Genomic DNA, 26,471 nt, shown 5'->3' with positions numbered 1-26,471 from the left:
CCATGAAACACCACAGCCGACAACTCAGCTTTGAGACCCGCGAGGATCCCGACACCGGCGCACGCATCACGCGCCTGACGCCGGCGGACGTCACCTGCCATCGCAACTACTTCTACCAGAAGTGCTTCAGCAACGATGGCGAGCGCCTGATCTTCGGTGCCGAATTCGGACCGGGCAGCGCCTGGAACTACCACCTGCTGGATCTGCGCACCCAGGTGGCCACCCAGCTCACCGACCAGGCCGGCGAGAACACCTTTGGCGGCTTTCTCAGCCCCGACGACCGGTATCTCTATTTCGTGCGCGCCGAGCGGCAGCTGATACGCCTGGCCTTGAGTGATCTGAGCGAAGAGCTGGTCTACACCGTGCCGCAGGGCTGGGTGGGCTATGGCACCTGGGTGTCCAACAGCGCCTGCACCCGGATGGTGGGCATCGAGATCCATGCGGACGATTGGTTCCCGCTCTCCGACTGGCAGAAGTTCCACCAGATGTTCCACGCCAAGCCGCGCTGCCGCCTGATCCGCATCGACCTGGCGACCGGCGCGCGCGAGATCATCCTGGAAAAGCAGGGCTGGCTGGGCCATCCGCAGTACCGCCCCTTTGACGATCACACCGTGGCCTATTGCCACGAAGGCCCGCATGACTTGGTGGATGCGCGCATGTGGTTCATCAACGAGGACGGCACGAACATGCGCTGCGGCAAGCAGCATCTCGAGGGTGAGGCCTGCACGCATGAGTTCTGGGTGCCCGACGGCTCGGCCATGATCTATGTCTCCTACCTCAAGGGCCAGAGCGAGCGCTGGATCTGTTCGCTGGACCCGGTCACGCTGGAGAGCAAGCGCCTGGCCCTGATGCCGCCCTGCTCGCACCTGATGAGCAATTTCGACGGCACGCTGCTGATCGGTGATGGCTGCGACTCGCCTGCCGATGTGGCCGACACCGGCAGCCACCAGATCCAGACCGACCCCTACCTGCATCTCTTCGATCTCAAGGCGGGCACGGAGCGCAAGGTCGCGCGGCACGACAGCAGCTGGCGCGTCTACAAGGGCAACCGCCAGGTCACGCACCCGCATCCCTCGTTCACGCCCGACCAGCAGCAGGTGCTCTACAGCTCGGACTGCGACGGCGAGCCGGCGTTGTTCCTGGCCGATCTTTGATGCGGGCCGCCTTGGTCGCCTTGCTGGTGTGGGTCAGCCCGGTGCAGGCCCAGGAACGCCCGCAGCTGAGCGAGGCGCAGGCCGCCGCGATGCGGCTGGCCGACTACCTCGGTGATTGGCAGCCTGCCCCCTTGGACGCCAGCACCTGGACAGCGGACTTCGTGGTGGCCGCCGATGGCAGCGGCACCCACCGCAGCTTGCAGGCCGCCATCGATGCCTTGCCCGCCCAGGGCCGGCGCCGCTACATCCGGCTCAAGCCAGGTCGCTACCGCGAGCAGCTGTGCATCCAGGGCAAGGCGCCGTTCACGCTCTATGGCCAGCCCGGCGATGCCGCCGCGGTGCAGATCGCGCATGGGCATTTCAGTTCCGAGCCCAAGCCGGTGGGCGCGCCCGCCAATCCCTGCACGCCGGACCTCGCCGCCAGCCAGTACGGCACCGCCGGCAGCGCCACCTTGGCGATCTTCAGCGACGATGTGCAGCTGGCGCACCTGAGCGTGGTCAACGATGCCATGGACGCGGTGCGCGAGGGCCAGGGCTACCCGGCCGCGGTGGGCGAGAGCGGTGGCGCCCAGGCCGTGGCCCTGATGACCGAGGGCGACCGACTGCAGATGCAGGACGTGCGCCTGCTGGGCCACCAGGACACTTTCTTCGTGCGTGCCAAGCCGCGGGGCGGACCGTCGCGCGTGTGGCTGCGGGCCAGCCTGATCGCGGGCGACGTGGACTTCATCTTCGGCAATGGCACGCTGGTGATCAGCGACAGCACCGTCCTCAGCCGCGCCGGCCGCCGCGTGCCGGGCAGCGGCGGTTATCTGCTCGCGCCCAGCACGGCGCCGCAGCAGCCCTTCGGCATCCTGGTAGAGGGCAGCCGCCTGCTGGCCGAGCCCGGTGTGGCCTCAGCCAGCATCGCGCTCGGGCGGGTCTGGGATGCCGGCGTGGCGCGTGGCGCCTGGCAGGCGGGCGTGTCGCCAAACGGGCAGGCCCTGATCCGCGACAGCCAGCTCGGCCCGCACCTGCGCGGCTGGGGGCCCTCCACCTCGCGGCGCCCCTTTGACGCGGCGACGCAGCGCCTCAGTGAATACCGCAACCAGTCGGCGCTGTAGCAGGGCCGCACACAGTGGACAATGTCGCTCTGAATCTGACACACCCGACCGAAGCATTCAACAAGCAGCAATCAGCGCATGGACGACGATTCGATTGATTCATCCAAGCAGCAGCCCGAGTCGGTGGCCGCGGTGCTCAAGGTGTTTGCCATCCTGCAGGCGCTCTCCGAGCGCAGCGAAACCGGCATCTCCGAGCTTTCGGTACGGCTGGCCATGCCCAAGGCCACGGTCTACCGCTTTCTGCAGACCATGATGACCCTGGGCTATGTGCGCCAGGAGTCCGGCAGCGAGCGTTACGGCCTGACCATGAAGGCCTTCGAGCTGGGTGCCAAGGCCTTGCAGTACCCGGATCTGGTGGACCTCTCCAAGCACCATATGCAGATGCTGGCCGACGCCACCGGCGAGACCGTGCACCTGGGCACGCTGATCGACAGCGAGATCATCTATGTGCACAAGATCGACTCGCGCCACACCCTGGGCATGTACTCACGCATCGGCCGGCGCGCGCCCCTGCACTGCACCGCCATCGGCAAGGTGCTGATGGCCTGGGAGCATCCCGAGCGGCGCGATCGGGTGCTCGACGGCGCCGAGTTCCAGCGCTTTCGTGACAAGACCATCGTGGATCGAAGCGAGTTCCTGGCCGAGTTGGAGCGTGTCAAGGCGCAGGGCTATGGCGAGGACCGCGAGGAGTTCGACGACCATATCCGCTGCCTGGGCATCCCCATCTTCGACCGCCTGGGCCAGCCGATTGCCGGCATGAGCGTGTCCTTCCCGAGCTTCCGCTACGACGAAGCCAAGGCCCCGGAGATCATTGCCATGCTCACCGCCGCCAGCCGCGACATTTCGGCGCGCCTGGGTTGCAGCAAATTCCCGCTGGACGCTGCGCCCAAGGCGCTGCCGGCCCGATGACGCTGCCGCCGCGCGAGCTGTTGCGCCGGCTCTTCGACGCCGCGGTGGCGCGCGCCCAGCCGCTGCAGGTGATGGCAGGGCAACTGCCGGCGCCCCCGCAGCATGGCCGCACCCTGGTGCTGGGCGCCGGCAAGGCCGGCGGCGCGATGGCTGAAGCGCTGGACGCGCTGTGGCCGGCCGAGGCCCCGCTCAGCGGCCTGGTGGTGACGCGTTACGGCCATACCCCGCCCGCCTATGCCGCCCGCCCCGGGCGCATCGCGGTGGTGGAGGCCGCCCACCCGGTGCCCGATGCGGCGGGTGAACAGGCCGCCGCGCGCATGCTGGCACTGACGCAGGGCCTGACCCCCGATGATCTGGTGATTTGCCTGATCTCCGGCGGCGCCTCCGCGCTGCTGAGCCTGCCCGCCCCGGGCCTGAGCCTGGCCGACAAGCAGGCGGTCAACCGCGCCCTGCTGAAGAGCGGTGCCACCATCGCCGAGATGAACTGCGTGCGCAAGCATCTCTCCGCCATCAAGGGCGGGCGGCTGGCGGCGGCCTGCCATCCGGCGCAAGTCCTGACCCTGCTGATCAGCGATGTGCCGGGCGACGACGCGGCGGTGATCGGCTCCGGCCCGACCCTGCCCGATCCGACGAGCTGCGCGGAGGCACTGGCGATCTGCACGCGCTACGGCATCGCGCTGCCGCCGGCCGCACTGGCCGGCCTGCAGAGCGGCGCCTTGGAAACGCCCAAGCCCGGCGCCGCCTGCTTCCAGGGCCAGACCCTGCGCATGCTGGCCACGCCACGCATGAGCCTGGATGCGGCGGCGGCCCGGGCGCGTGAGCTGGGCCTGGCGGCGCATATCCTGTCCGACGAGATCGAGGGCGAGTCGCGCGAGATCGGTGCCATGCATGCGGCGCTGGCGCGCTCGGTGGCCCTGCACGGCACGCCCTTTGCCCGTCCCTGCGTGATCCTCTCCGGCGGCGAGACCACCGTGACGGTGCGCGACAAGTCCGGCCGTGGCGGCCGCGCCAGCGAGTTCCTGCTCGGCTGCGCCCTGGGGCTGGGCGGGGTGGGCGGCGTGCATGTGCTGGCCGCCGACACCGATGGCATCGACGGCGTGCAGGACAACGCCGGCGCCTTCGTCGCGCCCGACACGCTGGCGCGCGCCGCGGCGCTGGGACTGAAGGGGCGCGATTACCTGGACCGCAACGACGCCTACAGCTTCTTCGGCGCCCTGGGCGATCTGCTGGTGACCGGGCCCACCTACACGAATGTGAACGACTTCCGGGCGCTCTTGATTGCCTAGATAGCGAGCCCGCGCCGCGCCGCCATCTCGCGCCCCATCTCGGTCTGCGCCGGCTCGGCCAGCAGCGCCGCGGCGGCCGGAAAGACCAGGCCGTCCTCGGTGCGCAGATGGGCATCGTGCAGGCGCACGAACAGTGTCGCCGCCGGGGTCAGGTCTTGCAGCAGGTGCGAGTCCAGCGGGCCATCGGGCAGGGCCGCCAGTTCGTGCAGCGGCCTGCGCAGCGCCTGCCAGGCGGCGCTGATCTGCACATGCTGGGCGCGCAGCTCGGCGCAGGCCTGCTTCTGCGCGGCATCGCCGCCGGCCTCCAGCGCCGGGAACACATGCAGCTCCTCGTCCTGGTGGTGCAGCGGCGCCGCCACGTCGAAGTAGCGCAGCACATCGCGCGCGGCGCTGCGGGCGGCCTCGTCGCAAGCCTGCTGCTCCTGTAGATGCGCGAGCAGGCGCTCCAGCAGATCCAGGCTGCGCTGCACCCGCTCATGGCAGGCACCCAGCAGCTCGAAGGGCTGCGCATAGCTGCTGCCAGGCTGCAGGGCCGGCGTGCCGGAACTCATGGCGGATTTGGGCTGAATCAAGGGCATGTGGGGATTGTCCCTGGCCCGCGGGGCGCTGAGCGCCCGAATGTGGGCGGTTTGATGCAACGCAAGGACACCGGCCAGGCCCTGGCCCACATTGCGAATCATCTCAGCACACATAGCAGAACAACATCGTGGACAGTCTCAACCTCACAGCGGCGCGCCCGGCGCGCAAGCCGGTGACCGGCTCGGTAGCGGTTGCCGATCTTCGGCTCGGTGCCGCCGAGTGGCAGGCGGTGCTGGGTGGCGAGAGCCTGAGCAGCACCGAGTTGCTGGCCCTCAATGCGATGGCCCAACTGCAGCAGGTGGCGGTGGGCAGCATGGTGTTCACGCGCCTGCAACCCGCCGAGTACCTGGTGGCGGTGGTGGACGGCGCGGTGGGCCTCGGCCTGGCGCGCGACGATGCGCCCTTCCACCTGGAGCATACGGTGCGCGGCCCGCACTGGTTGGACGTCAGCAGCGCCTGGTTGGGCGGCGGCTACGGCCAGGATGCACGGGTGGTGAACGAGGCGCTGGTGCTGAGGCTGCCGGTGGAGGGTATGCGTCAGCTGATCGCGCGCCAGGCCGATATGCTGGACCGCCTGCTGGTGGCGCTGGCGCAGAACGTGCACAGCCTCACCGGTGTCACCCATGACCTGATGCACAAGGACGCCGAGAAGCGCCTGGCCGCCTGGCTGCTGCAGCGCGCGGTGCCCGAGGCCGATGGCGGCGCGGCGATCTCGCTGAAGGAACGCAAGCGCGACATCGCGGCCCAGCTGGCGATCACGCCGGAGACGCTGTCGCGCATGATGCGCCAGCTCAACCGCAAGGGCGTGATCGAGGTGCAGGGCTACAGCGTCAAGGTCTTGTGCCTGACGGCGCTGCAGGCGCTGGCGCGCGACTAGCCTCCGGCTGAGCGCGCGTGGGTGCCTCGGCCGGGAAGTGCAGGCGCACGCAGGTGCCGCTGGGCCAGGCGGCCTCGATGCCGAGCCTGCCGCCCAATTGCTGCTGCGCCAGCACCTGCACCACATGCAGGCCCAGGCCCGCGTGCCCATGGCCGCGGGCCGTCGTCATGAAGGGCGTGAACACCTGCTCGCGCAGCTCGCTGGCGATGCCGCGGCCGTTGTCCTGCACGCACAGCTCCAGGCCCTCGGCCTCGCGGGCCAGCCTGACCTCGATGGCCGGCGCCGCCGGCAGGGGCGGTTCGAAGGCATGGGTGAGGGCGTTGTCGATGAGCTGGTCGAGGATGCGCAGCAGGGCGCCCGGATAGCCGTCGACCTTGCCGACCGGCTGCAGCAGCGCCCGCAGCGTCACGCCGCGCGCGCCGGCGCTGCCATGCCAACGCTGCAGCGCCTGCTCGATCTGCCGCCGCGGGTCGAAGCGCCGGCGTGGCTCCGGCATCTGCTCGATCGAGAGCTCCTTGAAGCGCTGCACCAGATCGGCGGCGCGCGTCAGCGCCTTGTGACCCAGCAGATGGCTGTTGTCCAGCAGGGCCAGGAACTCGTGCAGCTCGGCGCGCTTGAGCTGGCCATCGGCGAGGCGGCGGCGCAGCTCGGCGGTGGCATCGGCCTCGGTGGAGAGGGCCAGCAGCGCATTGCCCAGCGGTGTGTTGAGCTCGTGCGCCACGCCCACCACGATATGCGCCATCGCCGCCTGGCGCTCCTGGTGGGCCAGGGCCTGCAGGGTCTGGTGCAGCTCGGCGCTGCGCTCGCGCACGCGCCGCTCCAGCTCGTCATGGGCCTGCTGCAGCGCGGCCTCGGTGGCCTGGCGTATCGAGACCTCGGCGCGCAGCTGGTCCAGCGTGAGGGTCAGTTCTTGATGGCGCTGCGCCAGTGCCGCCTGCAGCTCGTTGCCATGCTGCTGCAGCAGATCGTTCTGCACGCGCAGCTGCGAGAGCGTGAGCGCATCGGCCAGCAGGCGCGAGCTGAGCTCCTGGCGCTGGCGGTTGCGCCGCTCCTGCAGGGCCTGCAGCTCCAGCTGGGCCTGGTAGGCCAGCTTGTCGAGCCCCGCCTGGTGCGCGGTGCTCACCAGCAGCTCGGCCACGCGCAGCTGCAGCATGCCCAGATAGCTGTTGATGCCGACGTCGCGGAACTCCGCCAGGATGGTCTGGAAGCCGCGGATGGCCGCATCGCGCCGGCCCTCGCCCAGGGCGATCAGGGCCTCGACAAAGGCGGTCCAGCTGCGCTGCTCATCGCGTGCGCGCTCGCTGCCGCCATCCGCCCTGGGCGGCCAGACCAGGTCCAGCAAGCCCCGCATCTGCTGCAGATGCTGGCGCGCCAGCGCGATGTCGCCGCGCCGCGCATGGCCGATCGCCAGGTTGACGGCGGCGCGGTAGCGGGCATAGGGCGGGCCGCTGGCCTCGGCATCGAGGCGCGAGCGCGCATGCCAGTGCAGGCTGGCATCGCGGTGCGCGGCCGCGTCGGCGCCGCCCGCCTCGGCCAGGAAGTAGTGCGCCGAGCCCAGCTGGCTGCACACCAGCAGGCGCAGCTCGGCATCGGCCAGCGTCTCGGCCAGCGGTTGCAGCAGCTCGATGGCCTCGCGCTGCAGGCCGCAGCGTAGCAGCGCGTTGGCGGCACTCACGTCCAGCACCACCAGGGCCTCGGCGTCGTGCCCGCCGCGCAGCCAGGCGCGTGCGCGCCCGAAGGCGCTGAGCGCGGGCTCCTCCAGGCCGAGGCGGCCGAACACCTCGCCCAGGGTGATGGCGATCTCGGCGCAGGTGGAGGCCGTCAGGCCGGCGTTGGCCAGGGTGTCCAGGCGCTGCGCCTCGGCCACGCAGTCCAGCGACACCGACGGCGCGGCGCTGGCACGCAGCCGCAGGTCCAGCGCCTGCACTGCCAGCTGGGCCGAGGCCACATCGGCCTGCGCCGGCGCCAGGCCCTGGCACAGGCCCAGGCAGCGCCAGGCGTCGGCGCTGCGGTTCACGAGGATGCAGCGCCGCGCCTGCGCCAGCAGGGCCGGGAAGGCCGGGTCGGGCGAGGCGGTGGCGTGGTCGGACGGCGCGGACATACAGCGGGTGGCGGGCCTGTCCGGCCGAGTGTAGGCCAGGCCGCTGCGCCGGGCGGCCGCCGCGCGCGGCTATCCTTCGCCTCCAACGACGATGTGACCCCGGGGGCGAGGGATGGAGAGTGCGGACTATGTGCACCTGCTGCGGCTCAACGAGCAGGCCAGCCGGGAAGCGCCCGAGCGCTATCGCCAGCGCGTGCTGCGCTTTGCGGTGCTGGGCTATGTGGCGGTGTTCCTGTTCGGCCTGCTGGCGCTGGCCGGCCTGCTGTGGCTGGGCTGGCGCTGGCAGCATGGGGCCAGGCTGGCGGGCTGGATGATCTGGGGCGGGCTGGCCTGCCTGGGCCTGCTGTGGGCCACGCTGCAGGGCCTGCGCGTGCCGTTCCGGCTGCCCGAGGGCCAGCCGGTCGCGGCGCAGGAGGCCCCCGAGCTGTTTGCCGGGCTGGCGCGCATCCGCGCCAAGGTGCAGGGCCCGGCGCTGCACCAGGTGCTGATCACCGACGACTTCAACGCCGCCATCGTGCAGCAGCCCATGCTGCTGGGGCTGTGGCATCGCAACTTCCTGCTGCTGGGCTGGCCGCTGCTGGCGGCGCTGGAGCCCAAGCGCATGTTCGCCGTGGTGGCGCATGAATACGGCCATCTGCGCGGCGACCATGGCAAGCTCTCGGCCTGGATCTACCGCACGCGCATGTCCTGGGCCAGGCTGAGCCAGCGCTATGAGGAAAGCTCCTCGGCGCTGGGCTGGCTGATGGCCGGCTTCGTGGCCTGGTACTTCCCGCGCTTCAACGCGATGAGCTTCGCGCTGGCGCGCCAGGACGAGTACGAGGCCGACCGCGTGTCGGCGCGCCTGTTCGGTGCCGAGCTGGCCGCCCATACGCTGCAGGAGGTGGCGCTGAAGGCGCAGTGGTTCGGCAGCGACTTCTGGCGCCTGTGGTGGCGCCGCGCGCGCACCGATGAGGCCGCCAGCACCGGCCATTGCGTCGGGCCTTATGCCGGCATGAACAAGCTGCTGCAGCAGCCGCTGGACGCGGCCTGGCAGCGCGAGGCCCTGAAGCGCGAGTTCAAACGCCTGGCCGGCTTCGACGACACCCACCCGGTGCTGAAGGACCGCCTCGCCAGCCTCGGCCAGGCCGCCGGCCTGCAGCGGCTCTCGGCGATGCACTCGCTGCGTTTGCTGGGCCAGGGCCGGGCGCGCATCGCGCTGGCGCTGGACGCCGCCTGGTGGCAGGCCAACCGCGCCGACTGGCGCAGCCACGGCGAGCGCCTGCGCGCGCTCAACGCGGAGGCGCAGGCGCTCAGCCAGCGCGCCCATGAACTCAGCGCCGCCGAGTGGTTGCGCTGGGCCGATGCGGTGGAAAGCCTCAGCGACAAGGACCCCACACCCTGGCTGGAGCGCGCCCTGCTGCTCGCGCCCGAGGACCCGCAAGCGCTGCACCGGCTGGCGCGCCGCCATGCGCCCAGCGGCGATGCGCGCGTGGGGGCCTGGCTGGAGACGCTGTACCAGCGCCACGAGGCGCTGGCCTGGGCTGCCGCCGATCTGGCGCAGACCTGGGTGGATGCCTGCAGCGCGCGCGACGCGCCGCTGCCGCCCGAGCAGCGCCGCCTCTGGCGCGAACGCCTGGAGAGCAGCCGCGCGCTGGAGGAGGCGGCCTGGGAGCGTTTCCAGCAGCTCATGCCCTGGGAGCAAGGCATGCCGGCGCAGCTGGACGAGGCCCAGCTGCGCGGGCTGCGTGGCATCACGCTGCGCGAGGCCGATCTGCGCGGTGCCTGGGTGGGCGAACAGGCGCTGGAGGTGAAGCCGGCGCGCCGCCACTTCACGCTCTGGCTCCAATGCCGGCCCGGCCTCTCGGACGAGGCGCTCGATGACCTCGCGCAGCGCGTCTACGACGCCGCCGAGCTGCCGGGCCGCGCGCGCGTGGTGGTGCTGGGCCGCCATGTGCCGGCCGACAAGCTGGCGCAGGCGCGCGAGCTCACGCAGCTGCTGCAGCGGCGCTGAAGCGGCTCAGCGCGGCGGGCTCGCCTCCACCACCTCGGCCGCGCTGCGGAAGGCCTCCACCGCCGCCGGCACGCCGCAGTAGACGGTGGCGTGCAGCAGCACTTCCTGGATCTCCTGCACGCTGGCGCCGTTGTTGAGCGCGCCGCGCACATGGCCCTTGAGCTCATGCTGCTTGCCCAGTGCGGTGAGCATGGCCACGGTGACGAGGCTGCGCGTCTTCAGGTCCAGCCCGGGCCGCTGCCACACATCGCCCCAGGCATTGCGGGTGATGTGCTGCTGGATCGGCGCGCTGAACTCGCTCGCGCCGGCATAGGCGCGCGCCACGAAGTCCTCGCCCATGACCTGCTTGCGCATGGCCAAACCCTTGTCAAATTGCTCATCGTTCATCGCTTCTCCTGCTTTGTCGGCGCAGCATAAGCGGAGCGGGCGGCTATGCTCTCGGGCGTGACTGTCCCCTCGCTCTTGCCACCAGCCCCACATGCCGCCCTGGCCCGCCTGCTGGCCTGGATGTTTGGCCTGCTGCTGATGCTGGCCGCGGCGCCGCTGCCCGTGCGGGCGCAGGGCCTGGGGCCGGGCGGCGCGGCCAGGGCGCTGAGCCAGTACAAGGTGGACAGCTGGCAGACCGAGCAGGGCCTGCCGCTCAACACGGTGCAGGCGCTCTACCAGAGCCATGACGGCTATCTGTGGGTCGGCACGGCGGGCGGGCTGGCGCGCTTCGACGGCGCCCGCTTCACCGGCTTCGATGCGCGCCAGGCGCCCAGCATGGCCTCCGAGCCGGTGTTCGGTTTCATGGAGGACGCGCAGCAGAACCTCTGGATCGGCCACAGCAAGGGCGCGGCCATCTACCGCAAGGGCAGCTTCCAGGCCATGTTCGGCAGCGAGGTCACCGATGGCCGGCGTGTCTGGGCCTTTGCGCAGGCGGCCGACGGCGTGATCTGGGCCGCCACCGAGAACGGCCTGGTGCGCTGGGAACAGGGGCCGGGCAAGGGCGCTACCAGGCTCTACCAGCAGGCCGACGGCCTGCCCACCAACCGCCTGCGCACGCTCGCCTTCGACCGCGCTGGCACGCTCTGGATCGGCACCTCGGGCGGCGGCCTGGTGGCGCTTGCCGCCGGGCGCTTCCGCACCCTGGGCCCGGAGCAGGGCTTCCCGCATCTGCAGGTGCGCCATGTCATCGCCGACCCCGCCGGCGGCATCTGGGCCGCCACCGCCGGCGGCGGGCTGGCGCGTGTGGAGGAGGATGGCCGCATCCGTGTCTACACGGTGGCCGATGGCCTGCCCACCGACCAGCTCACCAGCCTGGCGCGCGATGCGCAGGGGGCGCTCTGGATCGGCAGCTGGGGCGCCGGCGTGAGCCGCATGCTCGAGGACGGCCGCTTCAGCACCATCTCCAGCGCCAACGGCCTGGCCGGTGACCAGATCTGGAGCGTGCAGGCCGACCGCGAGGGCAGCATTTGGATCGGCACCTGGGTGGGCGGCCTGAACCGGCTGCGCAATCGCGCCTTCGGGGTGCTGGGCACGCCCGAGGGCCTGTCGCACGACAATGTGCGCGCGGTGCTGCATGGCCGCCAGGGCGTCACCTGGGTCTCGACCTCGGGCGGCGGGCTCAACCGCATCGAGGGCCAGCGCATCAGCGCGCTGCGCAAGGCCGATGGCCTGCCCACCGACGAGATTTCCAGCCTGCTCGAGGACCGCGATGGCGCGCTCTGGATCGGCAGCTACACCGCCGGCGTGGCGCGCCTGCAGGGCGGCAAGATCGAGCGCTTCGGCCCGGCCCAGGGCCTGCCCAGCGCGGAGGTGCGGGTGCTGTTCCAGGACCGCAGCGGCACGCTGTGGGCGGGCACGCAGTCGGGGCTGGCGCGCTTCAGCGGCAAGGGTTTCGAAGCGGTGCGCGACGAGGGCGCACCGCGCGGCGGCGTGGCGGCGATGCTGCAGGACCGGCAGGGCACGCTCTGGTTCGGCACCACCGGCGACGGCCTGGTGCGCCTGCGCGACGGGCGCTTTCATACCCTCAGCAAGGCCGACGGCCTGGTCTCGAACTGGGTCATGGCGCTTTACGAGGACGCCGACGCCAAGCTCTGGATAGGCACGAACGGCGAGGGCATGAACCGCCTGAGCGACGGCCGCCTGACGGCGATACGCCCGGCCGACGGGCTCTGGGACGGCATCGCCCTGACCATTCTGGAAGACCGCGCCGGCTATCTGTGGATGAGCTGCAACCGCGGCTTCTTCCGCGTCGCGCGCGCCGAGTTGAATGCCTTTGTCGAAGGGCGCCAGGCCAAGGTCAGCTCGAGCGGCTTCGGCCCGGGCGATGCGCTGCGCAGCACCACCTTCGCCGGTGGCCTGCAGCCTGCCGGTGCCATCGACGCGCGCGGCCAGCTCTGGCTGCCCTCATCCAACGGCCTGGTGATCGTCGACCCGGCCCGCCTGCCGGGCGCGGGGCAGCCGCCGCAGACCCAGCTGGAGGGCGTGCTGCTGGATGGCGTGAGCCGGCCGCTGGATGCCGAGGTGCTGCTGCCGCCGGGCTCGGTGCCGCTCACGATCCGCTATGCCGCGATGACCCTGCTGAACGCCGACCGCGTGCGCTTTCGCTACCAGATGGAGGGCATCACGCGCGACTGGGTGGACGCGGGCCGCAGCCGCGAGGCCGCCTTCCCGGCGCTGCCGCATGGGCAGTACCGCTTCCGCGTTGCCGCCTCGACCGATGGCGTGCATTGGAGCGAGGCCGCGGCGCCGCTGCTGATCACCGTGCGGCCCTATGTCTACCAGACTGGCTGGTTCATGGCGCTGGTCCTGCTGGGCACGCTGGCGGCGCTGGTGGCGCTGTTCCGCCTGCGCACCCACGCGCTGCGCGCCCGCCATGTCGAGATGGAGCGCCTGGTGGCGCAGCGCACCGAGGAGCTGCGGCAGGCCAACGAGCATCTCTCGCGGCTCTCCTTCGTCGATGCGCTCACCGGCTTGGCGAACCGCCGCCGTTTCGACGAGGTGCTGGCCGAGGAGTGGCGGCGCGCGCGCCGCAACCGCGTGCCGCTGGCGCTGGTGATCGCCGACATCGACGGTTTCAAGCTCTACAACGACCGCCTGGGCCATCTGGAGGGCGACCGCTGCCTGACCGCGGTGGCCGCGGTGTTCGCGCATGCGGTGGGGCGCGCCGGCGACCTGGCGGCGCGCTATGGCGGCGAGGAGTTCGTCGTGCTGGTGCCAGGGGCCGACGCGGCCGCCGCCTTGCAGGTGGCCGAGGGCATACGCGCCGCCTGCGAGGCGCTGGCGATCCCGCACCCCGCCGCCCCGGTGGGCGAGGTGATCACGCTGAGCCTGGGCGTGGCCTCCTGCATCCCCTCGGAGCAGGCCTCGGCCGAATCGCTGTTCGCGCTGGCCGATGCCGCGCTCTACTGCGCCAAGCAGGAAGGGCGCAACCGCGTCAGCCTGGGCAAGACCTGACACCGGCGGCCGGCCGGCGTCGTAACATCGAGCCATGGTCATCTTCTACTGGGTCATGGGCCTGCTCATCGTCGGCACGTTCGTGCCCTCGGTGTTCTATCTGCTGCTGTATGCGATCACGGGCGACGACCGTGCCGCGCAGCGTGCCAGGGCGCTGTGGAACGTCAGCCGCACCGCCGGCATGTTCGGCATCAACCTGCTGATCTGGGGCCATGTGGCCGTGGGCCTGTGGCGGCTCTGGTTCAGTTGAACTGGCCCGTCAGCGGCTGAGCCCGCGCGCCGCGATCTCCCACAGCGCCTCGACCCGGCCGGCGCGCACCGCCACCAGCTGCTCGTGCAGGTTCAGCGTCGGGTCGCAATGCCCGGGCACCAGCAGCAGCTGGCTGCCCAGCGCCGGCCGCGCCACAGCACCGCCGTCCACGCCGCACTGCACGATGCCATGCTCGTCGTTGGCCGACACATAGTGCAGCTGCGGCTGGCCCCAGACGCCGGGCAGGCCAGAATCGGTGGCGAGCGACTTGAGACCGGCATCGAGCACGCAGCGCTCGCCGTTGCCCACGCTCATCACCGTGCTGGCGAGGAACAGGCTGTGCTCGAAGCGCAGCGCACCCGCGACCTCGTTGCGGCCGTAGTCGCCGTCCATGAAGACATAGGAGCCCGGCTGCACCTCGGTGTAGACGCCGCTGGCCAGATCGAACTCGACGCTGCCGGTGCCGCCACCGGTGACGACCTCGCAGCGCTGCCCCGCGGCCGCCAGCGCCGCCACCACCGCGCCGGCACGCTCGGCGGCCAGGGCCGCGGCGGCGCGGCGTTCGCCATGCCCGCGCAGATGCTGGATCGAGCCCTGGTAGGCCTGCAGGCCGGCAAAGCGCAGCTGCGCGTGCGGGCCGAGGGCATCGAGCAGGCGCAGTACCGCGGGCGCGTCGTCCACGCCGCAGCGGTGCTGGCCGACATCGATCTCCACCAGCACGTCGAGCCGGCTGGCGGCCGCGCGCGTGGCGGACGCCAGCGCCTCGATCTGCTGCACATGGTCCACGCAGACGCTCATGCGCGCGTGCAGGGCCAGCTGCGCCAGCAGGGCCGCCTTGGCGGCGCCGCCGATCTCGTTGCTGATGTGGATGTCGCGCACCCCCGCCCGCACAAAGGGCAGGGCCTCGCTGACCTTCTGGCAGCAGATGCCCACGGCGCCGCGCTGCAGCTGGGCCAGCGCGATGGCCGGGCATTTGTGCGCCTTGGCATGCGGGCGCAGCGCCACGCCGGCGGCCGCGGCGGCGGCCTGCATGCGCGCCAGGTTGCGCTCGAAGGCATCGAGCTCCAGCAGCAGGGCAGGGGTGTCGATGGCGCCGAGCGGATCGCCGGGGCGGGCGGGGGGCGGCAGCATGGGCAGGGGGCTGGTGTTCATGGGCGAGGCCGGCGGACGGGCCTTCAGTCTAGCCGGCAGCATGTCGCGGATCGCCCGGATCCCAAGACACAATGAGGCATGCTCATCCCCGCCGAGCGCGCGCCGCGCTACATCCCCTCGCTGGGCAGCTGGCTGGCCGGCCTGCTGCTGAGCGCCGTCTGCCTGGTGCTGCTGGGCACCGTGCTGCTGATCGAGAACTTTGCGCGCGCCCATGCCGAGCGGCGTGCCATCGATGCGCTGCAGCTGGTGGCCACCGACTTCCGCGACGCGCTGGATCGCGGCATGGCCCAGCAGTTCCGGCAGCTGATCGTGCTGGCCCAGCTGGAGCCCCTGCAGCAGACCGCGCGGCCTGCCGCCCTGCGCCGCACGCTGGAGCAGATCCAGCAGGGTTTCAGCCACTTTGCCTGGCTGGGCGTGACCGACGCGCAGGGCCGGGTGCTGGCCGCCAGCGGTGGCCTGCTGGAAGGCGTGGACGTGTCGGCCCGGCCCTGGTGGCAGGGCGGACGCCAGGCGCCGTTTGTGGGCGATGTGCATGCCGCGGTGCTGCTGGAGCGCCTCCTGCCCAAGCAGACCGAGCCCTGGCGCTTCGTCGACTTCGCGCTGCCGCTGCCCGGTGCCGCGGGGGAGGGCGCGGGCGTGCTGGGTGCGCACCTGAGCTGGTCCTGGGCGCGCGAGGTCAAGGCCGAGCTGATCGACGCCACGCTGGCTTCGCACCGCGCCGAGGCCCTGGTGCTGGACCGCCATGGCAAGGTGATCCTCGGCCCGCCGGCGCTGGAGGGCCAGCCACTGCCCAGCCAGGGCGGGCCCAGCCGCGTGGAGCGCGAGTTCGATGGCGAGGCCTTCTATGTCGCGGTGCTGCCCACGCGCGGCCACGAGCGCTACCCCGGCCTGGGCTGGCAGGTGCTGGTGCGCCAACCGGTGGCGGTGGCGCTGGCCGACTATTTCAGCCTGCGGCGCCAGATCGGCTATTGCGCGCTGGCCCTGCTGATCCTGTTTCTACCGCTGAGCTGGTGGCTGGCCAGGCGCTTGTCGGCGCCGCTGCGCCAGCTCGCCGCGGCGATCACCGCGCGCCACCATCTGGGCGAGGGCGAGCTGCCACGCGTGGGGGGCTACCGCGAGGCCCAGCTGCTTTCCAACGCGTTGGCCGAGCTGGCGCAGCGCCAGGCCGAGCAGGATGCCTCCCTGAGCGAGCTGAACGCCTCGCTGGAGCAGCGCGTGCAGGCGCGCACCGCGGAGCTGCGCGATGCCATGCGCCAGCTGGCCGCCAGCGAGCAGCGCCTGCTCGCGGTGACCGACAACATCCCCGCCATGGTGGGCTATTTCGACCGCGAGCAGCATTGCCACTTCGCCAACTCGCAGGCGCTCAAGGTGCACGGGCTGAGCGCCAGCCAGGCGCTCGGCATGAGCTTGCGCGCCGGCCTGGGCGAGGCCAGCTACGCCTTGCACGAACCCTATGTACGGCAGGTGCTGGCGGGCCAGAGCTGCCACTTCATCGGCGCGCTGGAGCTGGGCGGCAGTGACGCGCACTTTCAGGCCCATCTGGTGCCCGACCTGGACGCCGGCGGCCTGGTGCAGGGCTTCTACCTGATGAGCTTCGACATCACCCGGCTCAAGCGCGCCGAGCGCGTGCTGGCCGCGTTGAGCCGGGTGGACAGCCTGACCGGCGTGCCGAACCGGCGCCATTTCGATGAACGCCTGCCCGAGGCGATGGCGCGCTGCCAGCGCGGCCAGCAGCTGATGGCGCTGATGTTCCTGGACCTGGACAAGTTCAAGAGCATCAACGACGGCCTGGGCCATGCGGCCGGCGATGCGGTGTTGCAGGCGTTTGCGCAGCGCCTGCGCGCCTGCGTGCGCGGCACCGACCTGGTGTGCCGCCTGGCCGGCGATGAGTTCGTGCTGCTGCTGGAGGGCTTGCACGCGCCCGCCGAGGCGGGGCTGGTGGCGCAGAAGGTGCTCGATGCCGTGGCCCAGCCGCTGCAGCTGGCGCAGGGGCCGCTGCAGCTTTCCACCAGCATCGGCATCGCCTGCTACCAGGGTGAGGAGCCGGCCGACCCGGCCAGCCTGCTGGCCCGGGCCGACCAGGCGCTCTACGCCGCCAAGGCGGCCGGGCGCGGCTGCTTCCGCTATGCCGAGGGTGAGGCGGCGGGCTGAGCGCCGGCGCTCAGCGCGCGATCGAGTCGCTCGTCTCGGTATTCGTCAGCGGCGCGTAGCTGTAGCCGCTCAGGCTCACGCCGGTGACGCTGTAGACAAAGCTGCCGCCGGTCTTGCGCGTGCTGGGCGAGCTGAAGCGCGCGACGCCGGTGCTGTCGGTGACGGCGGAGACGGCATTGCTCGAGACCAGGCCGCTCCACTTGCCGGTGACGGTGGCGCCGGCCACCGGCAGGCCGGCGGCGCTCAGCACCTTGACGGCCGCGCCGGCCTGCGCGTTGCCGTTCTTGGCGACGTTGAGACTCATCGCGATGTCGGCCACGCGCATCTCGACGATGGCCACCGGCGCGTCCACCGTGATGGTGACGCTGCTGGCGGCCGAGAGGCCGCTGTTGTCGGTGACGCGCAATTGCGCGCTGTAGCTGCCGGGGTTGGCATAGCTGTGCGCGCTGCTGACGCCGCTGGCGCTGCCGCCGTCGCCGAAGCTCCAGTCATAGGCCACCAGGCTGCCGTCGGGGTCGCTGGAGCCGGCGCCGGAGAAGCTCACGTTGAGCGGCGCGGTGCCGCGCAGCGTGGAGGCGCTGATGGCCGCGATGGGCGCCTGGCTGCCTGCGCTGGGATAGCTGGCGCTGAGGGCGTATTGGCCCACGCTGCCGTAATTGCTGTAGCCGGTGACGAGCGGATCGCCCTTGCCGGTGCCCTGCACGGAGAGGTAATAGCTGCCGGCGGCCGGCAGCGTGAGGCCGAGGCTGGCGTTCAGGGCGTCGAGCGGATTGGCCTGGCCCAGCAGCACGCCGGCGCTGTTGCGCAGGCTGATCAGGGCATCGAGATTGGGCGAGCGCGCCGCCGGGCTGAGGTTGAAGCTGGCGGGGCCGGCCGCGGCCGAGAAGGCGAACACGTCGACATCGTCGGGCCGCTCGATCACGCCCTGGGCGCTGGCGCTGGTGATGCCGCCGCTGCTACTGCCGGTGAGCGGGGTGGCGGTGGCGGCGCTGTTGCCATGGTCGTCGGGCCGCAGCGGCAGGCCGTTGCTCTGCATCACGACGTAGTCGTCCTGCACGTTGTTGGCGCCGCTGTACTCGCCCTTGCTCCACTGCACCAGGGCCTGGTAGTAGCCCACGCCCATGATGGGTGCCCAGCCGGTGGCGCCGCTGCCCTGACCCTGGTAGTAGCCGGTGGTGGCGGTGCCGTCATGGCTCAGGCCCATGTTGTGGCCCGCCTCGTGCGAGATCGCCTCGGCCACGTATTTCTCGTTGCCGGGGCCCAGGGCGTCGTAGAACACCAGCGCGGGCTTGTAGTAGTCGCTGGTGTCGTCGAACACCCCCAGGTAGGCCACGCCGCCGCAGCTGCAGCTGTAGACGCCGGTGCGGCTGGTGATCAGCACGGTGGTGCCGAACACCTGGTCGGTGCTGCCGGCGCGCGTCAGCAGCTCGGGCGCCACCGCCTCGGTGGTGACGTCGACATCGAAGGCCGCATAGTCCTCGGCCACGCGCTGCCAGATGTACTGGATGCGCTGCAGCTCGGTGGTGGAGAAGCTGCCGGGCAGGCCGTCCAGATCGAAGGGCGGGGCGATGATGCTGCCGCCGCTGCCGTTCCAGGCGGTGCCGCTGAGCGTGGCGCCCTTGAAGTTCAGGTAGATGGTGCGCTGCGCGCCGGGCCGGCTGTGCAGCAGAAAGCTCTGCTCCAGCGGCGCCAGGCTGCCGTCCAGCAGACCCGGGCTGGAGGCCGCGGGCAAGGCCTGGTCGAGCTCTTCGACGAAGAACACGCGGCCGCGCTGGTCGATGCGCATGCGCTTGTCGGCCAGCAGCAGGGCCTTGAACTCGTCGGGCGACTTGCGATACCAGGCCGCCACCTCGGGCAGGCGACTGCCCAGCAGGTCGATGGCGCGCTGCCCCGCCGCCTGCTTGTCGGGCAGGCTGACGGACGGGAAGGGCGGCTTCTGCAGATGCGGCACGGCCGGGCTGGCCGGGCCGGCGGCCCAGGCGGTGCAGGCCATGGCCAGCAGGGTGGGCAGAACGAGCAGCGTCTTGATCGGCTTCATGGTGGGGCGGACTCCGTGGGCGAGAACAGGCCGATCCGACCGCCGGGAACGCTGCAGCAGATGCAGGCGGCCCCGCTGTCATGGCGGTGCCGGCGACCGGCAGCGCTTTAGACCGGAAACTTTGCGACCCCGACTTTCGTGCGGGTGTGCCGAGTGCCGGGATGCTAGTGCCTGAGGGCGCGCTTGCCGCCCCGCCTTACCCGCTGTTACCCCGCGCTGCAGTTGCTTGCAAGCGGCCGCGCCCCAGGGCCAGGCGCGGAAAATAGTCGTCCGGATGCTTGGGCAGCACGCGCAGCTCGCAGCTGCCGGCCAGGCGCTGGGCCTGCGGGTCGCGCCGCAGCGCATCCGCCTCGGTGAGGCGGCACAGCGACTGCCTGCGCCGCCCGGTGGCGGGGTCGCGCAGCAGCCAGTACCAGAATTCAACAGTCTTGCTCATGGGGCTATCTTCATGGCCGGCTGGCTCATGGCGTGAGCCAGCCGCGGCTCAGTGCACCGCCTCGGCCTGGCACTCGCTCGTTTCGGCCCGGTCTTCGTCGGCGGCGGTCTGCCAATGGCCGGCGGGGCGCATGGGCAGCAGGGCGGCGTCCGTGAGGCCGCGCTCGAACTGGGCGTTCAGGGTCGCGTCGGCGCGGATGCGCCGCAGCGCCGCCTGGATGGGCGCCGCGAACTGCGGCCGCAGCCGTGCCATCGCCAGCAGCTGTGAACCATGCCGCTGGGGCAGGACCTGCCACCAGGCCAGGATGCTGGCGGGATCGTTCAGATTCAGGATCATGGCTTTACGCTCCTCGAACGGGGCAGCGCGGGGCTGCGTTGATGCTGTACGAATATACAGTAGTTTGCGAGAGCGTGAATATTTCTGCGCGCCGCTTGTCGAAATCCCCCACGATGGCGCGTCGTGGAGTGAGTCCCCCTTCGTCTGCCCATAGCAAGGAGCCGCCATGCGCCGAACCGCCCCCCCAGCCTCGCCTGCCTCTTCCTCTTCGTCCAGCCGGCGCAAGGCCGCCACGCGCCTCGTGCTGCTGGTGGCGACGCGCAAGGGGGCCTGGCTCTTCCACGGCGATGCCAGGCGCAAGACCTGGACGGCCGATGGGCCGCATTTCCTGGGCCACACCATCAGCCACCTGCAGCTGGACCCGCGCGACGGCCGCACCCTGCTGGCCGCGGCCAAGACCGGCCACCTCGGCCCGACGATCTTCCGCTCCACCAACCTCGGCCGCAGCTGGAAGGAGGCGCAGCAGCCGCCCGCCTTCGCCCAGCCGAGCGGCGGCCTGCCAGGCCGCGCCGTGGACCATGTGTTCTGGCTGACCCCCGGGCATGCCAGCGAGCCGGGCAGCTGGTATGCCGGCACCTCGCCGCAGGGCCTGTTCCGCTCGGAGGATGGCGGCGTCAGCTGGCTGCCGCTGCCCGCCGTCAACGACAACCCGCAGCTGCGCGAATGGATGGGCTCGGTGCAGGACGGTACGCCGGACGGGCCGAAGCTGCATTCGGTGATCGTCGACCCGCGGGATGCAAAACATCTCTACTTCGCGATGTCGGGCGGCGGCGTGCACGAGTCGCGCGACGGCGGCGCCAGCTGGTCCACCCTGATCCAGGGCCTGGAGGTGGTGGAGGGCTTCGATCCGGGCACCGTCACCTTCCACGACCCGCATTGCGTGCGGCTGTGCCCCGCCATGCCCGATCGCCTCTACCAGCAGAACCATTGCGGCATCTACCGGATGGACAGGTCGGGCAGCACCTCGGCCAGCCCGGCGGCTGATGTGTGGCAGCGCATCGGCCGCAAGATGCCCAAGCGCGTGGGCGACATCGGCTTCCCGATGGTGGTGCACCCGCGCGAGGCCGATACCGCCTGGGTCTTCCCCATGGATGGCACGACCGTCTGGCCGCGCACCAGCCCGGCCGGGCGCCCGGCGGCCTATGTCACGCGCAATGCCGGCAAGAGCTGGCAGCGGCTGGACCAGGGCCTGCCGGAAAGTCAGGCCTGGTGGACCGTGAAGCGCCAGGCCATGACGGCGGACGCCCTGGCCACGCCGGCCCTCTACCTGGGCACCACCAGCGGCGAGTTGTGGATCGGCAGGGACGAAGGCGCGAGCTGGAGCAACATCGCCCGCCACCTCCCGGAGATCTACGCCGTGGAAGTGGCCGAGCTCGCTGCATGAGTGGCGGCGCCCGCGTACCGGAGCCGGCAGCATGCAGGTCTTGATCCCCGCCGCACTGCAGTCCTACACGCGCGCTGCGCGGGTGGCGGCCACGGGCGATTCGCTGGACGCCATGTTCGCGGACCTCGAGCAGCGCTACCCCGGGCTGCGGTTTCGCGTCGTCGACGAGCGCGGCCTGCTGCGGCCCAATATGCGCATCTTCGTCAACGGCTTGGGTGTGCGGGAACTGCGGCATGAGCTGCAGCCGGACGACGCCGTGGCCATTGTGCTGGCCCTCAGTGGCGGTTGAATCGGGGGGTGGCGCGCGCCGGAACGGGCCGGGCTCAAGAGACCTGGCCCGACCAGAACTCCTTCGCACCCGCGGGCAGGCTTGGCAGCAGCCGCTCGAGGGCGGCCACGTCGACATGCCGGCGCAGCGCGGCCGCAACCGCGGCGATCGCGTCCGGAGGTGAAAAGTTATGCGCCGGGCGCACGGCGCGAACCTCGGCCAGAAGTTCCTCCCGTGTGCCGAAGCCGGCCACCGGCTCGCCGGGGCGCCAGCCTTCCACGAAGATGGCGCGCAGCACGGGTGGCAGCAGGTCCGCAAATCGCAGCGCCTGGTCGATCGAGAGCCGCCGGCGAAAGGTGTGCAGCACGCCGACGACCATGTTCCACGCCATATTGGTGGTGTTCAGGCCCGCGAGATCGCGCGCGTCGACCATGAAGCGCTCGAACTCCAGCGTGGCGTTCTGATATTCGAAGGGCAGCGGCATGGTTGCGGGGCGGGCGAAGGCCGGGGCGACACTATTCTTGCAGCGCCCGGATGACCTTGCACGGATCACTCCGACTCATCGCGACGGCAACGCCACGAAGCGATGCCGAACACCGCCAGCCCGACTGCCAGCGCGGGCACCAAGGTCACGACGAGATTGCCGTCCGGCGTGGACCACGACACCGCGGCCGCCGTGACGAGGGCGGCGATCAAGCCGAGGGCGCGGGGACGGGCAGGCGGCTTGGTTGGCGAGCGCTTGCCGGGGATGGCGCTATTCATGGCGATGCTCTCTGGTGTTCGACGCCACCCCACCCAGGCAGCTTGCTGGCTTGCCCGACCCAGTGGGAAAACTGGGCCTCGTTGACTTGCTCGCCTTCGCGAATGTGGAGGTAGCGCACCTGCTGCTGCTTGGATTCGACAGGCGGCAGCGGCGTTAGCGCGCTGCCACGGAAGAAGGCGACCTTGACGTACTTTGCGCAGCAGTGAAAGCTCAAGAACCACCCTTGGCCCGGCATGCCGTAGAAGGGCGAGTTCCATTTGACCGCCTTGGATACGTCCGGCACGGTGCGGTCGATCAAGGCATCGATGACGCGGCCGACATTGCCCTTCCAGCCAGGCATGGCCGCAATGTAAGCCTGGACCGGGCCATCACCATCGCCCTTGGCGATCTGCGGATTCCCGCCTGCGAGCAGCTTGGTTTTGGTGGACATGCGCGTTTGTTCCGACCGGGACGCGTGGCGAGGCAGCTATTGGCGACTGGCCTTCAGACTGCCGAAGCGAGGGAGCTTGCACCGATTCAGTTGACGCATCATCGCTGGCGCTGCTGTGGCTCGAATTTAACCGGGGACAGATAGCTCTGCGAGGAATGTAGTCGGCACATCGGAATCAGACCGCCTGGCCGCAACCAAGGCAACCGACACCGTACAGAGGACTATTTCCACAAGGAAAACACCGTGAGAACTTCGAATATGACCCAGAGCCCGGTGGCCTTGGTTGGCGGGGGAACTGACATAGCAACCACAGACACAGGCTTGAGCCTGCTCCAGATCAGGGCGTAGCAAACGCCCGCCGCGGCGATACCCAACACGAGCGCCAGTAGGGATTGCATTGCCCCCGCAATCCATAGTCCTGCAACTGCGACAACAACGCCTGAAACGAGTGGAATCCCAGACGAGGAACTCGGGACATAGCAAGTCGATCCGCACGCGCTACACGCGGCCGGGCTGGATACGCTGGAACGCCATGCGCCCCCAAGGGAGACGGCCTCTCGCGAACATGTTGGGCACTTGAGCATGATTGACGGCTAACGTTGAAGCTGAGCCGCGAGCGCCAGAACGCTGCGCAAGGCCCAGAATGAAATGGGGCCTTGAGCGGCCTGCTGTTGCGAATCGGCTCGAGCGAAAGGTTATGCATCAGGAGCACTCATCTGGCAGCGCGGGAATCGCAAGTACGTCATCCGGAGTTAGGCCAGATCGGAATGCAACGCAATCTCCAGGCTTGAGCATGTAGTTCAAGTCGCGAACCCACTCTTCTCCAGTTTTCATTAGAACTTTAGTCTTGAAGAGGGCATCAGCAGTTCGGGCGGAATTGATCGCAGCGACAATGGCTCCGCCCGCTCCAATACCCATTCCTCCGACAAGTCCAGCCTGTTGCTCTTTAGATAGCGCACGGTGTTCATTGGTGAAGTCGATACGTTCAACCGACACAACTTTCCCCACCGGCAACCGGCCTCGCTCCTCCGGCCTCTGGCCCCATGACGCGACTATTTCAGTACTGACAGGTGTGGTCATCAACCGGAAGCCCCGGCGGCAATGGCTGTAAATAGAACTATTCGGAACATGGTATTTGATGCATAACGTTTGACATGACGGGCAGACGACGGCGGCGGCAGCTTCGACAACCGGCGCAAACCATGCTCGCTGTTGGCTGCCCTCTCGATGGAATGGTTGGGCATCATCTCTGGGGCGCTCCTGCGAGTTCGAGGATGGCGGGGACCAAGGCTGCGGGGAATATGCCACCGACCTCACTTGGATTGGCCTGAATGTTCGATTTGGACAGGAAGTCTGTGACGTCGAAGTGAGTGCGCTCGACTGCGGCCACTCGAACGGCGCCTTCGTTCTGAACCGTTGTGCCCGCATACACCTTGACCCAGATATAAAACTTTGGATACGAAGTGCCAGATTGGGTTGGACCGTTGCGGAGCGGCCGGGACTCTACGGCTGTCGCGGTTTGTGTGGCAGCCCGATTGAAATAGCCGAGAAGATCGCGCCTGAGGTAGCTTTCAAAGACTTCTTGCGGCGGAAGGTTTACCTCGATGTGGGAGCGCTGGAGGTCAGGCTGCGCTGCGACCTGGCCAAGCGGAAAAACCAATACAGCGAGAAGTGGCAAAAGGTATTTCATGATGCCCAACGTTGAAGCTGAGCCGCGGACCGAGGCTTGCCGAGGGACGTCGGCTCGAGCGATCGGTTAGCCAGCCTGTACCGCATACGCCATGTATTTGACCGAAAACGGTAGGTGAGGAAACCGCTTGATTTCGCCATCCGTAAAACCAAGCTTGTTGTACCAGGCTTGTAGCACCGTGTGTTCGCCAATAACACCAATACTGATGGTACTGACCGACAAAGTGCGAACCTGATCAACTACGTGTCGCACGAGCTTTGCGCCAACACCGCTGCGGCGGTGAGCGGGAAGCACAGAAAGGCGATTCAGGTAAGCGAGACCGGCGCTTGGAATTTCGTAGGCCACACAAGCAATTGGACTTAGGTTGTCTTCCGCGATGAAATACTTCTCGCCCCGGGAGAAATCAGCATCCACCCAGGACGGCGTATAGAACGATGGGTGCTTCGGGCAGTTTTCGATGTTTAAGCCGAATTGCACCGCCACGTCCTTGTTGGCTTCGCTGACGAGCATTGCGATCGTTGAGCGATCCGCGGAAGAGGCTTCTCGAATTTGCATTTCTGGTACTTCGCGAAAAATAGAATGGAACAGAGATGGCTAACGTTGAAGCTGAGCCGCGAGCGGCGGCCTGCCTACGCGATTCGGCTCGAGCGACTGGTTAGGCATTGGACTACGCAAACTTGTATTTAGCCTTGGCACCGGACTTCCTTGTTGCGGTCACGACGCTTCCTCGGATCGAGGGTGATACAAGCTCTTGAAGTATTTCTGACTCGGGATCAATTGAGATCACCAGCCGATTTTCTTCAATCTTCCAGTAGACGATTGGGCCCGCAACCGCGCCGTCCTTGAGGCCGAATGTGGCGATTGCCATGCCGTCCTCCGCGAAGCGATAGTTCTCCACGTACTTCTCGTCAATTAGCTCCAGAGACTTGCCAGGCAGTGCGAGCGACTTCCAGTCCGTCGGAACCTCCTTCTCGACGCGAGAGCATCCAAGAAACGGCGATGCAGCCAAAAGCATCAAGAACTGTCGTCGCATATGTCTATGGTGGATTTGCACGAATGCCTAACTAGGTTGTAGGGCGCAGTTCTGATGGATAACACCGGCAACTATCTCCCTAACATCGGACTTGTGGCCGCGCTGCAGGCCGCGCCCATCCTTGATTCGCTGGTGATTGACAGTCAATTTGTACAGCATGATCAGACTGCCAAGTCCGGCAGCTTGCAAGTTTCGCCGTTCAAGCCAATTGCGGCCTCAGGGTATGCGCGTGCCGGAGCCGTTATGGCGAATGGCTCGGATTGGAGGTGCGCATGCCTGGCACGTCAATCGCCCCACGGAGGGAAGCGCCCGTGCTGGCTCCGTCGCTGCCGCCGCTGCGGTCCGCCCGTTTGTTGGATCAGCTGCGCGCGCGCATCCGGTTTCTGCATTGCAGCCGGCGGACCGAGGGGGCCTATGTCTACCGGTGCCGGGCGTTCATGCGCTTCCATCGGCTGCAGCGTCCGCCGGAACTGGAAGCGAAGCACGCCGTTGAATCCTTCTTGAGCTGGCTCGCCGACGATCGCGGCGTGGCGGCGTCAACGCATCGGCAGGCCTTGTCGGCCTTGCTGTTCCTGCATGGCAAGGTTGCGAGATCTGGACGACCCCGCGCGGCCTGCAGCCCGGTCAACGCCCTGTAGCTCAGCGCGCCACCCCTCATTCATTCCTGACCGACATCAAGGGCTCGACGGAATCGCAGGGCTCAAATGGGTACTCGGTCAAAGGAGAAATCGCGATGAAGTACGACACCAATCGGATTGGAACTCTTGCCTTCGCCAAGCTCTCGTTCGCCGCAGCTGTGGCTTTCTGCTCCTGCAGCGCCTTGGCTGTTGACGTTGCAGCCGCCGAGCAGACGGCGCGCCAGAACGAATGCTTCAAGTGCCACGAGACCGGCAGCCTGAAGGAAGGACCTTCCTTCAAGTACGTCGCCTGGAAGTACAAGGCGGATACGGGCGCTGCGGCCCGCATCAAGTACCACCTGACCTCCGGTGAGCCCGCCAAGGGCACCGATGGCAAGACGGCACCGCACAAGATCGTCAAGGTCGAGAACGACGCCGAGCTGATCAATCTGATCGAGTGGGTGTTGTCGCGTTAGGGCCTGTTGA

The 26,471-nt window shown here is 69.2% G+C and carries 27 protein-coding genes and 1 riboswitch; of the genes, 13 read left to right on the top strand and 14 right to left on the bottom strand.

Features of this window, described 5'->3' with window-relative positions; translation table 11 throughout:
* The first annotated feature begins 2 nt into the window (after nt 1-2).
* The 4 genes from PFX98_RS00890 (at nt 3) to PFX98_RS00875 (ending at nt 4,449) form a co-directional block, all read left to right on the top strand.
* Complete coding sequence (locus tag PFX98_RS00890) at nt 3-1,154, top strand: oligogalacturonate lyase family protein (RefSeq protein WP_285233285.1); 1,152 nt, start codon at nt 3-5, stop codon at nt 1,152-1,154.
* Nucleotides 1,154-2,254 (top strand): pectinesterase family protein, encoded by a 1,101-nt coding sequence (locus tag PFX98_RS00885; protein WP_285233284.1) that lies wholly within the window; start codon nt 1,154-1,156, stop codon nt 2,252-2,254. Before PFX98_RS00890 ends, PFX98_RS00885 begins: the two co-directional genes overlap by 1 nt.
* A gap of 78 nt (nt 2,255-2,332) precedes the next feature.
* On the top strand, nt 2,333-3,163 hold the full coding sequence (gene kdgR, locus PFX98_RS00880; RefSeq protein WP_285233283.1) for a DNA-binding transcriptional regulator KdgR: 831 nt from the start codon (nt 2,333-2,335) through the stop codon (nt 3,161-3,163).
* Nucleotides 3,160-4,449, top strand: coding sequence for a glycerate kinase type-2 family protein (locus PFX98_RS00875; RefSeq protein ID WP_285233282.1), 1,290 nt, complete (start codon nt 3,160-3,162; stop codon nt 4,447-4,449). The genes kdgR and PFX98_RS00875 overlap by 4 nt, the downstream gene beginning before the upstream one ends.
* Here PFX98_RS00875 and PFX98_RS00870 read toward each other — a convergent pair.
* The gene (locus PFX98_RS00870) at nt 4,446-5,027 is read right to left on the bottom strand and encodes a hemerythrin domain-containing protein (protein ID WP_285233281.1); all 582 of its coding nucleotides are present in this window, start codon (nt 5,025-5,027) and stop codon (nt 4,446-4,448) included. The two genes, PFX98_RS00875 and PFX98_RS00870, sit on opposite strands and share 4 nt — an antisense overlap.
* A 128-nt stretch (nt 5,028-5,155) precedes the next feature.
* Between PFX98_RS00870 and PFX98_RS00865 the strand changes: the two genes are divergently transcribed.
* Complete coding sequence (locus tag PFX98_RS00865) at nt 5,156-5,905, top strand: Crp/Fnr family transcriptional regulator (protein ID WP_285233280.1); 750 nt, start codon at nt 5,156-5,158, stop codon at nt 5,903-5,905.
* On the opposite strand, the gene PFX98_RS00860 is transcribed toward PFX98_RS00865, so the two are convergent.
* Nucleotides 5,859-8,006, bottom strand: a complete 2,148-nt coding sequence (locus tag PFX98_RS00860) for a sensor histidine kinase (protein ID WP_285233279.1) — start codon at nt 8,004-8,006, stop codon at nt 5,859-5,861. The genes PFX98_RS00865 and PFX98_RS00860 overlap by 47 nt on opposite strands.
* Before the next feature lie 112 nt (nt 8,007-8,118).
* Between PFX98_RS00860 and PFX98_RS00855 the strand changes: the two genes are divergently transcribed.
* Nucleotides 8,119-9,996, top strand: a complete 1,878-nt coding sequence (locus tag PFX98_RS00855) for a M48 family metallopeptidase (protein ID WP_285233278.1) — start codon at nt 8,119-8,121, stop codon at nt 9,994-9,996.
* Nucleotides 9,997-10,002: 6 nt separating this feature from the next.
* Here the strand turns inward: PFX98_RS00855 and PFX98_RS00850 are convergent, their stop codons facing one another.
* Nucleotides 10,003-10,383 carry a carboxymuconolactone decarboxylase family protein gene (locus tag PFX98_RS00850; RefSeq protein ID WP_285233277.1) on the bottom strand — a complete coding sequence of 127 codons (381 nt, stop codon included), beginning with the start codon at nt 10,381-10,383 and terminating at the stop codon, nt 10,003-10,005.
* Between the two features lie 75 nt (nt 10,384-10,458).
* Here PFX98_RS00850 and PFX98_RS00845 point away from each other — a divergent pair, with 75 nt between their 5' ends.
* Nucleotides 10,459-13,437 (top strand): two-component regulator propeller domain-containing protein, encoded by a 2,979-nt coding sequence (locus tag PFX98_RS00845; protein WP_285233276.1) that lies wholly within the window; start codon nt 10,459-10,461, stop codon nt 13,435-13,437.
* A 34-nt stretch (nt 13,438-13,471) separates the two neighbouring features.
* A complete protein-coding gene (locus tag PFX98_RS00840) occupies nt 13,472-13,687 on the top strand; it encodes a hypothetical protein (protein ID WP_285233275.1) in 216 nt (71 codons plus the stop codon).
* Nucleotides 13,688-13,696: 9 nt separating this feature from the next.
* Here the strand turns inward: PFX98_RS00840 and PFX98_RS00835 are convergent, their stop codons facing one another.
* The gene (locus tag PFX98_RS00835) at nt 13,697-14,839 is read right to left on the bottom strand and encodes a DSD1 family PLP-dependent enzyme (protein ID WP_285233274.1); all 1,143 of its coding nucleotides are present in this window, start codon (nt 14,837-14,839) and stop codon (nt 13,697-13,699) included.
* Nucleotides 14,840-14,917: 78 nt separating this feature from the next.
* On the opposite strand from PFX98_RS00835, the gene PFX98_RS00830 reads away from it, so the two are divergent.
* Complete coding sequence (locus tag PFX98_RS00830) at nt 14,918-16,990, top strand: diguanylate cyclase domain-containing protein (RefSeq protein WP_285233273.1); 2,073 nt, start codon at nt 14,918-14,920, stop codon at nt 16,988-16,990.
* Nucleotides 16,991-17,000: 10 nt separating this feature from the next.
* Here PFX98_RS00830 and PFX98_RS00825 read toward each other — a convergent pair whose 3' ends face one another.
* The 3 genes from PFX98_RS00825 to PFX98_RS00815 all read right to left on the bottom strand — a co-directional run bounded on the left by PFX98_RS00825 (nt 17,001) and on the right by PFX98_RS00815 (nt 19,800).
* Entirely contained in the window at nt 17,001-19,028 is a 2,028-nt protein-coding gene (locus tag PFX98_RS00825) for a PKD domain-containing protein (protein ID WP_285233272.1), read from the bottom strand.
* 62 nt (nt 19,029-19,090) lie between these two features.
* Nucleotides 19,091-19,189, bottom strand: a riboswitch (cyclic di-GMP riboswitch).
* A gap of 35 nt (nt 19,190-19,224) precedes the next feature.
* On the bottom strand, nt 19,225-19,464 hold the full coding sequence (locus PFX98_RS00820) for a hypothetical protein (protein WP_285233271.1): 240 nt from the start codon (nt 19,462-19,464) through the stop codon (nt 19,225-19,227).
* A 48-nt stretch (nt 19,465-19,512) separates the two neighbouring features.
* Complete coding sequence (locus tag PFX98_RS00815; RefSeq protein ID WP_285233270.1) at nt 19,513-19,800, bottom strand: hypothetical protein; 288 nt, start codon at nt 19,798-19,800, stop codon at nt 19,513-19,515.
* A gap of 166 nt (nt 19,801-19,966) precedes the next feature.
* Between PFX98_RS00815 and PFX98_RS00810 the strand changes: the two genes are divergently transcribed.
* Complete coding sequence (locus tag PFX98_RS00810; protein ID WP_285233269.1) at nt 19,967-21,184, top strand: WD40/YVTN/BNR-like repeat-containing protein; 1,218 nt, start codon at nt 19,967-19,969, stop codon at nt 21,182-21,184.
* Between the two features lie 31 nt (nt 21,185-21,215).
* The gene (locus PFX98_RS00805; protein WP_285233268.1) at nt 21,216-21,473 is read left to right on the top strand and encodes a MoaD/ThiS family protein; all 258 of its coding nucleotides are present in this window, start codon (nt 21,216-21,218) and stop codon (nt 21,471-21,473) included.
* A 34-nt stretch (nt 21,474-21,507) separates the two neighbouring features.
* Here the strand turns inward: PFX98_RS00805 and PFX98_RS00800 are convergent, their stop codons facing one another.
* The 7 genes from PFX98_RS00800 to PFX98_RS00770 all read right to left on the bottom strand — a co-directional run bounded on the left by PFX98_RS00800 (nt 21,508) and on the right by PFX98_RS00770 (nt 25,368).
* A complete protein-coding gene (locus tag PFX98_RS00800) occupies nt 21,508-21,936 on the bottom strand; it encodes a DUF2267 domain-containing protein (RefSeq protein WP_285233267.1) in 429 nt (142 codons plus the stop codon).
* A 65-nt stretch (nt 21,937-22,001) separates the two neighbouring features.
* Complete coding sequence (locus PFX98_RS00795) at nt 22,002-22,214, bottom strand: hypothetical protein (protein ID WP_285233266.1); 213 nt, start codon at nt 22,212-22,214, stop codon at nt 22,002-22,004.
* Nucleotides 22,211-22,645: a DUF1801 domain-containing protein gene (locus PFX98_RS00790; RefSeq protein ID WP_285233265.1), complete on the bottom strand. Its 435-nt coding sequence runs from the start codon at nt 22,643-22,645 to the stop codon at nt 22,211-22,213. The genes PFX98_RS00795 and PFX98_RS00790 overlap by 4 nt, the downstream gene beginning before the upstream one ends.
* A gap of 702 nt (nt 22,646-23,347) precedes the next feature.
* Nucleotides 23,348-23,725, bottom strand: a complete 378-nt coding sequence (locus tag PFX98_RS00785) for a hypothetical protein (protein WP_285233264.1) — start codon at nt 23,723-23,725, stop codon at nt 23,348-23,350.
* A gap of 163 nt (nt 23,726-23,888) precedes the next feature.
* Nucleotides 23,889-24,335 (bottom strand): hypothetical protein, encoded by a 447-nt coding sequence (locus PFX98_RS00780; RefSeq protein ID WP_285233263.1) that lies wholly within the window; start codon nt 24,333-24,335, stop codon nt 23,889-23,891.
* 66 nt (nt 24,336-24,401) lie between these two features.
* Nucleotides 24,402-24,890 carry a GNAT family N-acetyltransferase gene (locus tag PFX98_RS00775; RefSeq protein ID WP_285233262.1) on the bottom strand — a complete coding sequence of 163 codons (489 nt, stop codon included), beginning with the start codon at nt 24,888-24,890 and terminating at the stop codon, nt 24,402-24,404.
* A 112-nt stretch (nt 24,891-25,002) separates the two neighbouring features.
* On the bottom strand, nt 25,003-25,368 hold the full coding sequence (locus tag PFX98_RS00770) for a hypothetical protein (RefSeq protein WP_285233261.1): 366 nt from the start codon (nt 25,366-25,368) through the stop codon (nt 25,003-25,005).
* 311 nt (nt 25,369-25,679) lie between these two features.
* Between PFX98_RS00770 and PFX98_RS00765 the strand changes: the two genes are divergently transcribed.
* Nucleotides 25,680-26,006: a phage integrase N-terminal SAM-like domain-containing protein gene (locus PFX98_RS00765; RefSeq protein ID WP_425334650.1), complete on the top strand. Its 327-nt coding sequence runs from the start codon at nt 25,680-25,682 to the stop codon at nt 26,004-26,006.
* 95 nt (nt 26,007-26,101) lie between these two features.
* Nucleotides 26,102-26,461 (top strand): c-type cytochrome, encoded by a 360-nt coding sequence (locus tag PFX98_RS00760; protein WP_285233260.1) that lies wholly within the window; start codon nt 26,102-26,104, stop codon nt 26,459-26,461.
* The last annotated feature ends 10 nt before the right edge of the window (nt 26,462-26,471 follow it).

The sequence above is a fragment of the Paucibacter sediminis genome (assembly GCF_030254645.1).
GTDB lineage: Bacteria > Pseudomonadota > Gammaproteobacteria > Burkholderiales > Burkholderiaceae_C > Paucibacter_B > Paucibacter_B sediminis.
The sequence above is the reverse complement of the archived record's forward strand: the minus strand, read 5'-3'. Positions and strand labels throughout refer to the sequence as shown.

Excerpts from the sequence above, each read along its gene's own strand:
- PFX98_RS00890 (WP_285233285.1), top strand. The coding sequence starts at position 3 with ATGAAACACCACAGCCGACAACTCAGCTTTGAGACCCGCGAGGATCCC.
- PFX98_RS00885 (WP_285233284.1), top strand. The coding sequence starts at position 1,154 with ATGCGGGCCGCCTTGGTCGCCTTGCTGGTGTGGGTCAGCCCGGTGCAG.
- kdgR (WP_285233283.1), top strand. The coding sequence starts at position 2,333 with ATGGACGACGATTCGATTGATTCATCCAAGCAGCAGCCCGAGTCGGTG.
- PFX98_RS00875 (WP_285233282.1), top strand. The coding sequence starts at position 3,160 with ATGACGCTGCCGCCGCGCGAGCTGTTGCGCCGGCTCTTCGACGCCGCG.
- PFX98_RS00870 (WP_285233281.1), bottom strand. The coding sequence starts at position 5,027 with ATGCCCTTGATTCAGCCCAAATCCGCCATGAGTTCCGGCACGCCGGCC.
- PFX98_RS00860 (WP_285233279.1), bottom strand. The coding sequence starts at position 8,006 with ATGTCCGCGCCGTCCGACCACGCCACCGCCTCGCCCGACCCGGCCTTC.
- PFX98_RS00855 (WP_285233278.1), top strand. The coding sequence starts at position 8,119 with ATGGAGAGTGCGGACTATGTGCACCTGCTGCGGCTCAACGAGCAGGCC.
- PFX98_RS00850 (WP_285233277.1), bottom strand. The coding sequence starts at position 10,383 with ATGAACGATGAGCAATTTGACAAGGGTTTGGCCATGCGCAAGCAGGTC.
- PFX98_RS00840 (WP_285233275.1), top strand. The coding sequence starts at position 13,472 with ATGGTCATCTTCTACTGGGTCATGGGCCTGCTCATCGTCGGCACGTTC.
- PFX98_RS00835 (WP_285233274.1), bottom strand. The coding sequence starts at position 14,839 with ATGAACACCAGCCCCCTGCCCATGCTGCCGCCCCCCGCCCGCCCCGGC.
- PFX98_RS00830 (WP_285233273.1), top strand. The coding sequence starts at position 14,918 with ATGCTCATCCCCGCCGAGCGCGCGCCGCGCTACATCCCCTCGCTGGGC.
- PFX98_RS00825 (WP_285233272.1), bottom strand. The coding sequence starts at position 19,028 with ATGAAGCCGATCAAGACGCTGCTCGTTCTGCCCACCCTGCTGGCCATG.
- PFX98_RS00820 (WP_285233271.1), bottom strand. The coding sequence starts at position 19,464 with ATGAGCAAGACTGTTGAATTCTGGTACTGGCTGCTGCGCGACCCCGCC.
- PFX98_RS00815 (WP_285233270.1), bottom strand. The coding sequence starts at position 19,800 with ATGATCCTGAATCTGAACGATCCCGCCAGCATCCTGGCCTGGTGGCAG.
- PFX98_RS00810 (WP_285233269.1), top strand. The coding sequence starts at position 19,967 with ATGCGCCGAACCGCCCCCCCAGCCTCGCCTGCCTCTTCCTCTTCGTCC.
- PFX98_RS00805 (WP_285233268.1), top strand. The coding sequence starts at position 21,216 with ATGCAGGTCTTGATCCCCGCCGCACTGCAGTCCTACACGCGCGCTGCG.
- PFX98_RS00800 (WP_285233267.1), bottom strand. The coding sequence starts at position 21,936 with ATGCCGCTGCCCTTCGAATATCAGAACGCCACGCTGGAGTTCGAGCGC.
- PFX98_RS00795 (WP_285233266.1), bottom strand. The coding sequence starts at position 22,214 with ATGAATAGCGCCATCCCCGGCAAGCGCTCGCCAACCAAGCCGCCTGCC.
- PFX98_RS00790 (WP_285233265.1), bottom strand. The coding sequence starts at position 22,645 with ATGTCCACCAAAACCAAGCTGCTCGCAGGCGGGAATCCGCAGATCGCC.
- PFX98_RS00785 (WP_285233264.1), bottom strand. The coding sequence starts at position 23,725 with ATGACCACACCTGTCAGTACTGAAATAGTCGCGTCATGGGGCCAGAGG.
- PFX98_RS00780 (WP_285233263.1), bottom strand. The coding sequence starts at position 24,335 with ATGAAATACCTTTTGCCACTTCTCGCTGTATTGGTTTTTCCGCTTGGC.
- PFX98_RS00775 (WP_285233262.1), bottom strand. The coding sequence starts at position 24,890 with ATGCAAATTCGAGAAGCCTCTTCCGCGGATCGCTCAACGATCGCAATG.
- PFX98_RS00770 (WP_285233261.1), bottom strand. The coding sequence starts at position 25,368 with ATGCGACGACAGTTCTTGATGCTTTTGGCTGCATCGCCGTTTCTTGGA.
- PFX98_RS00760 (WP_285233260.1), top strand. The coding sequence starts at position 26,102 with ATGAAGTACGACACCAATCGGATTGGAACTCTTGCCTTCGCCAAGCTC.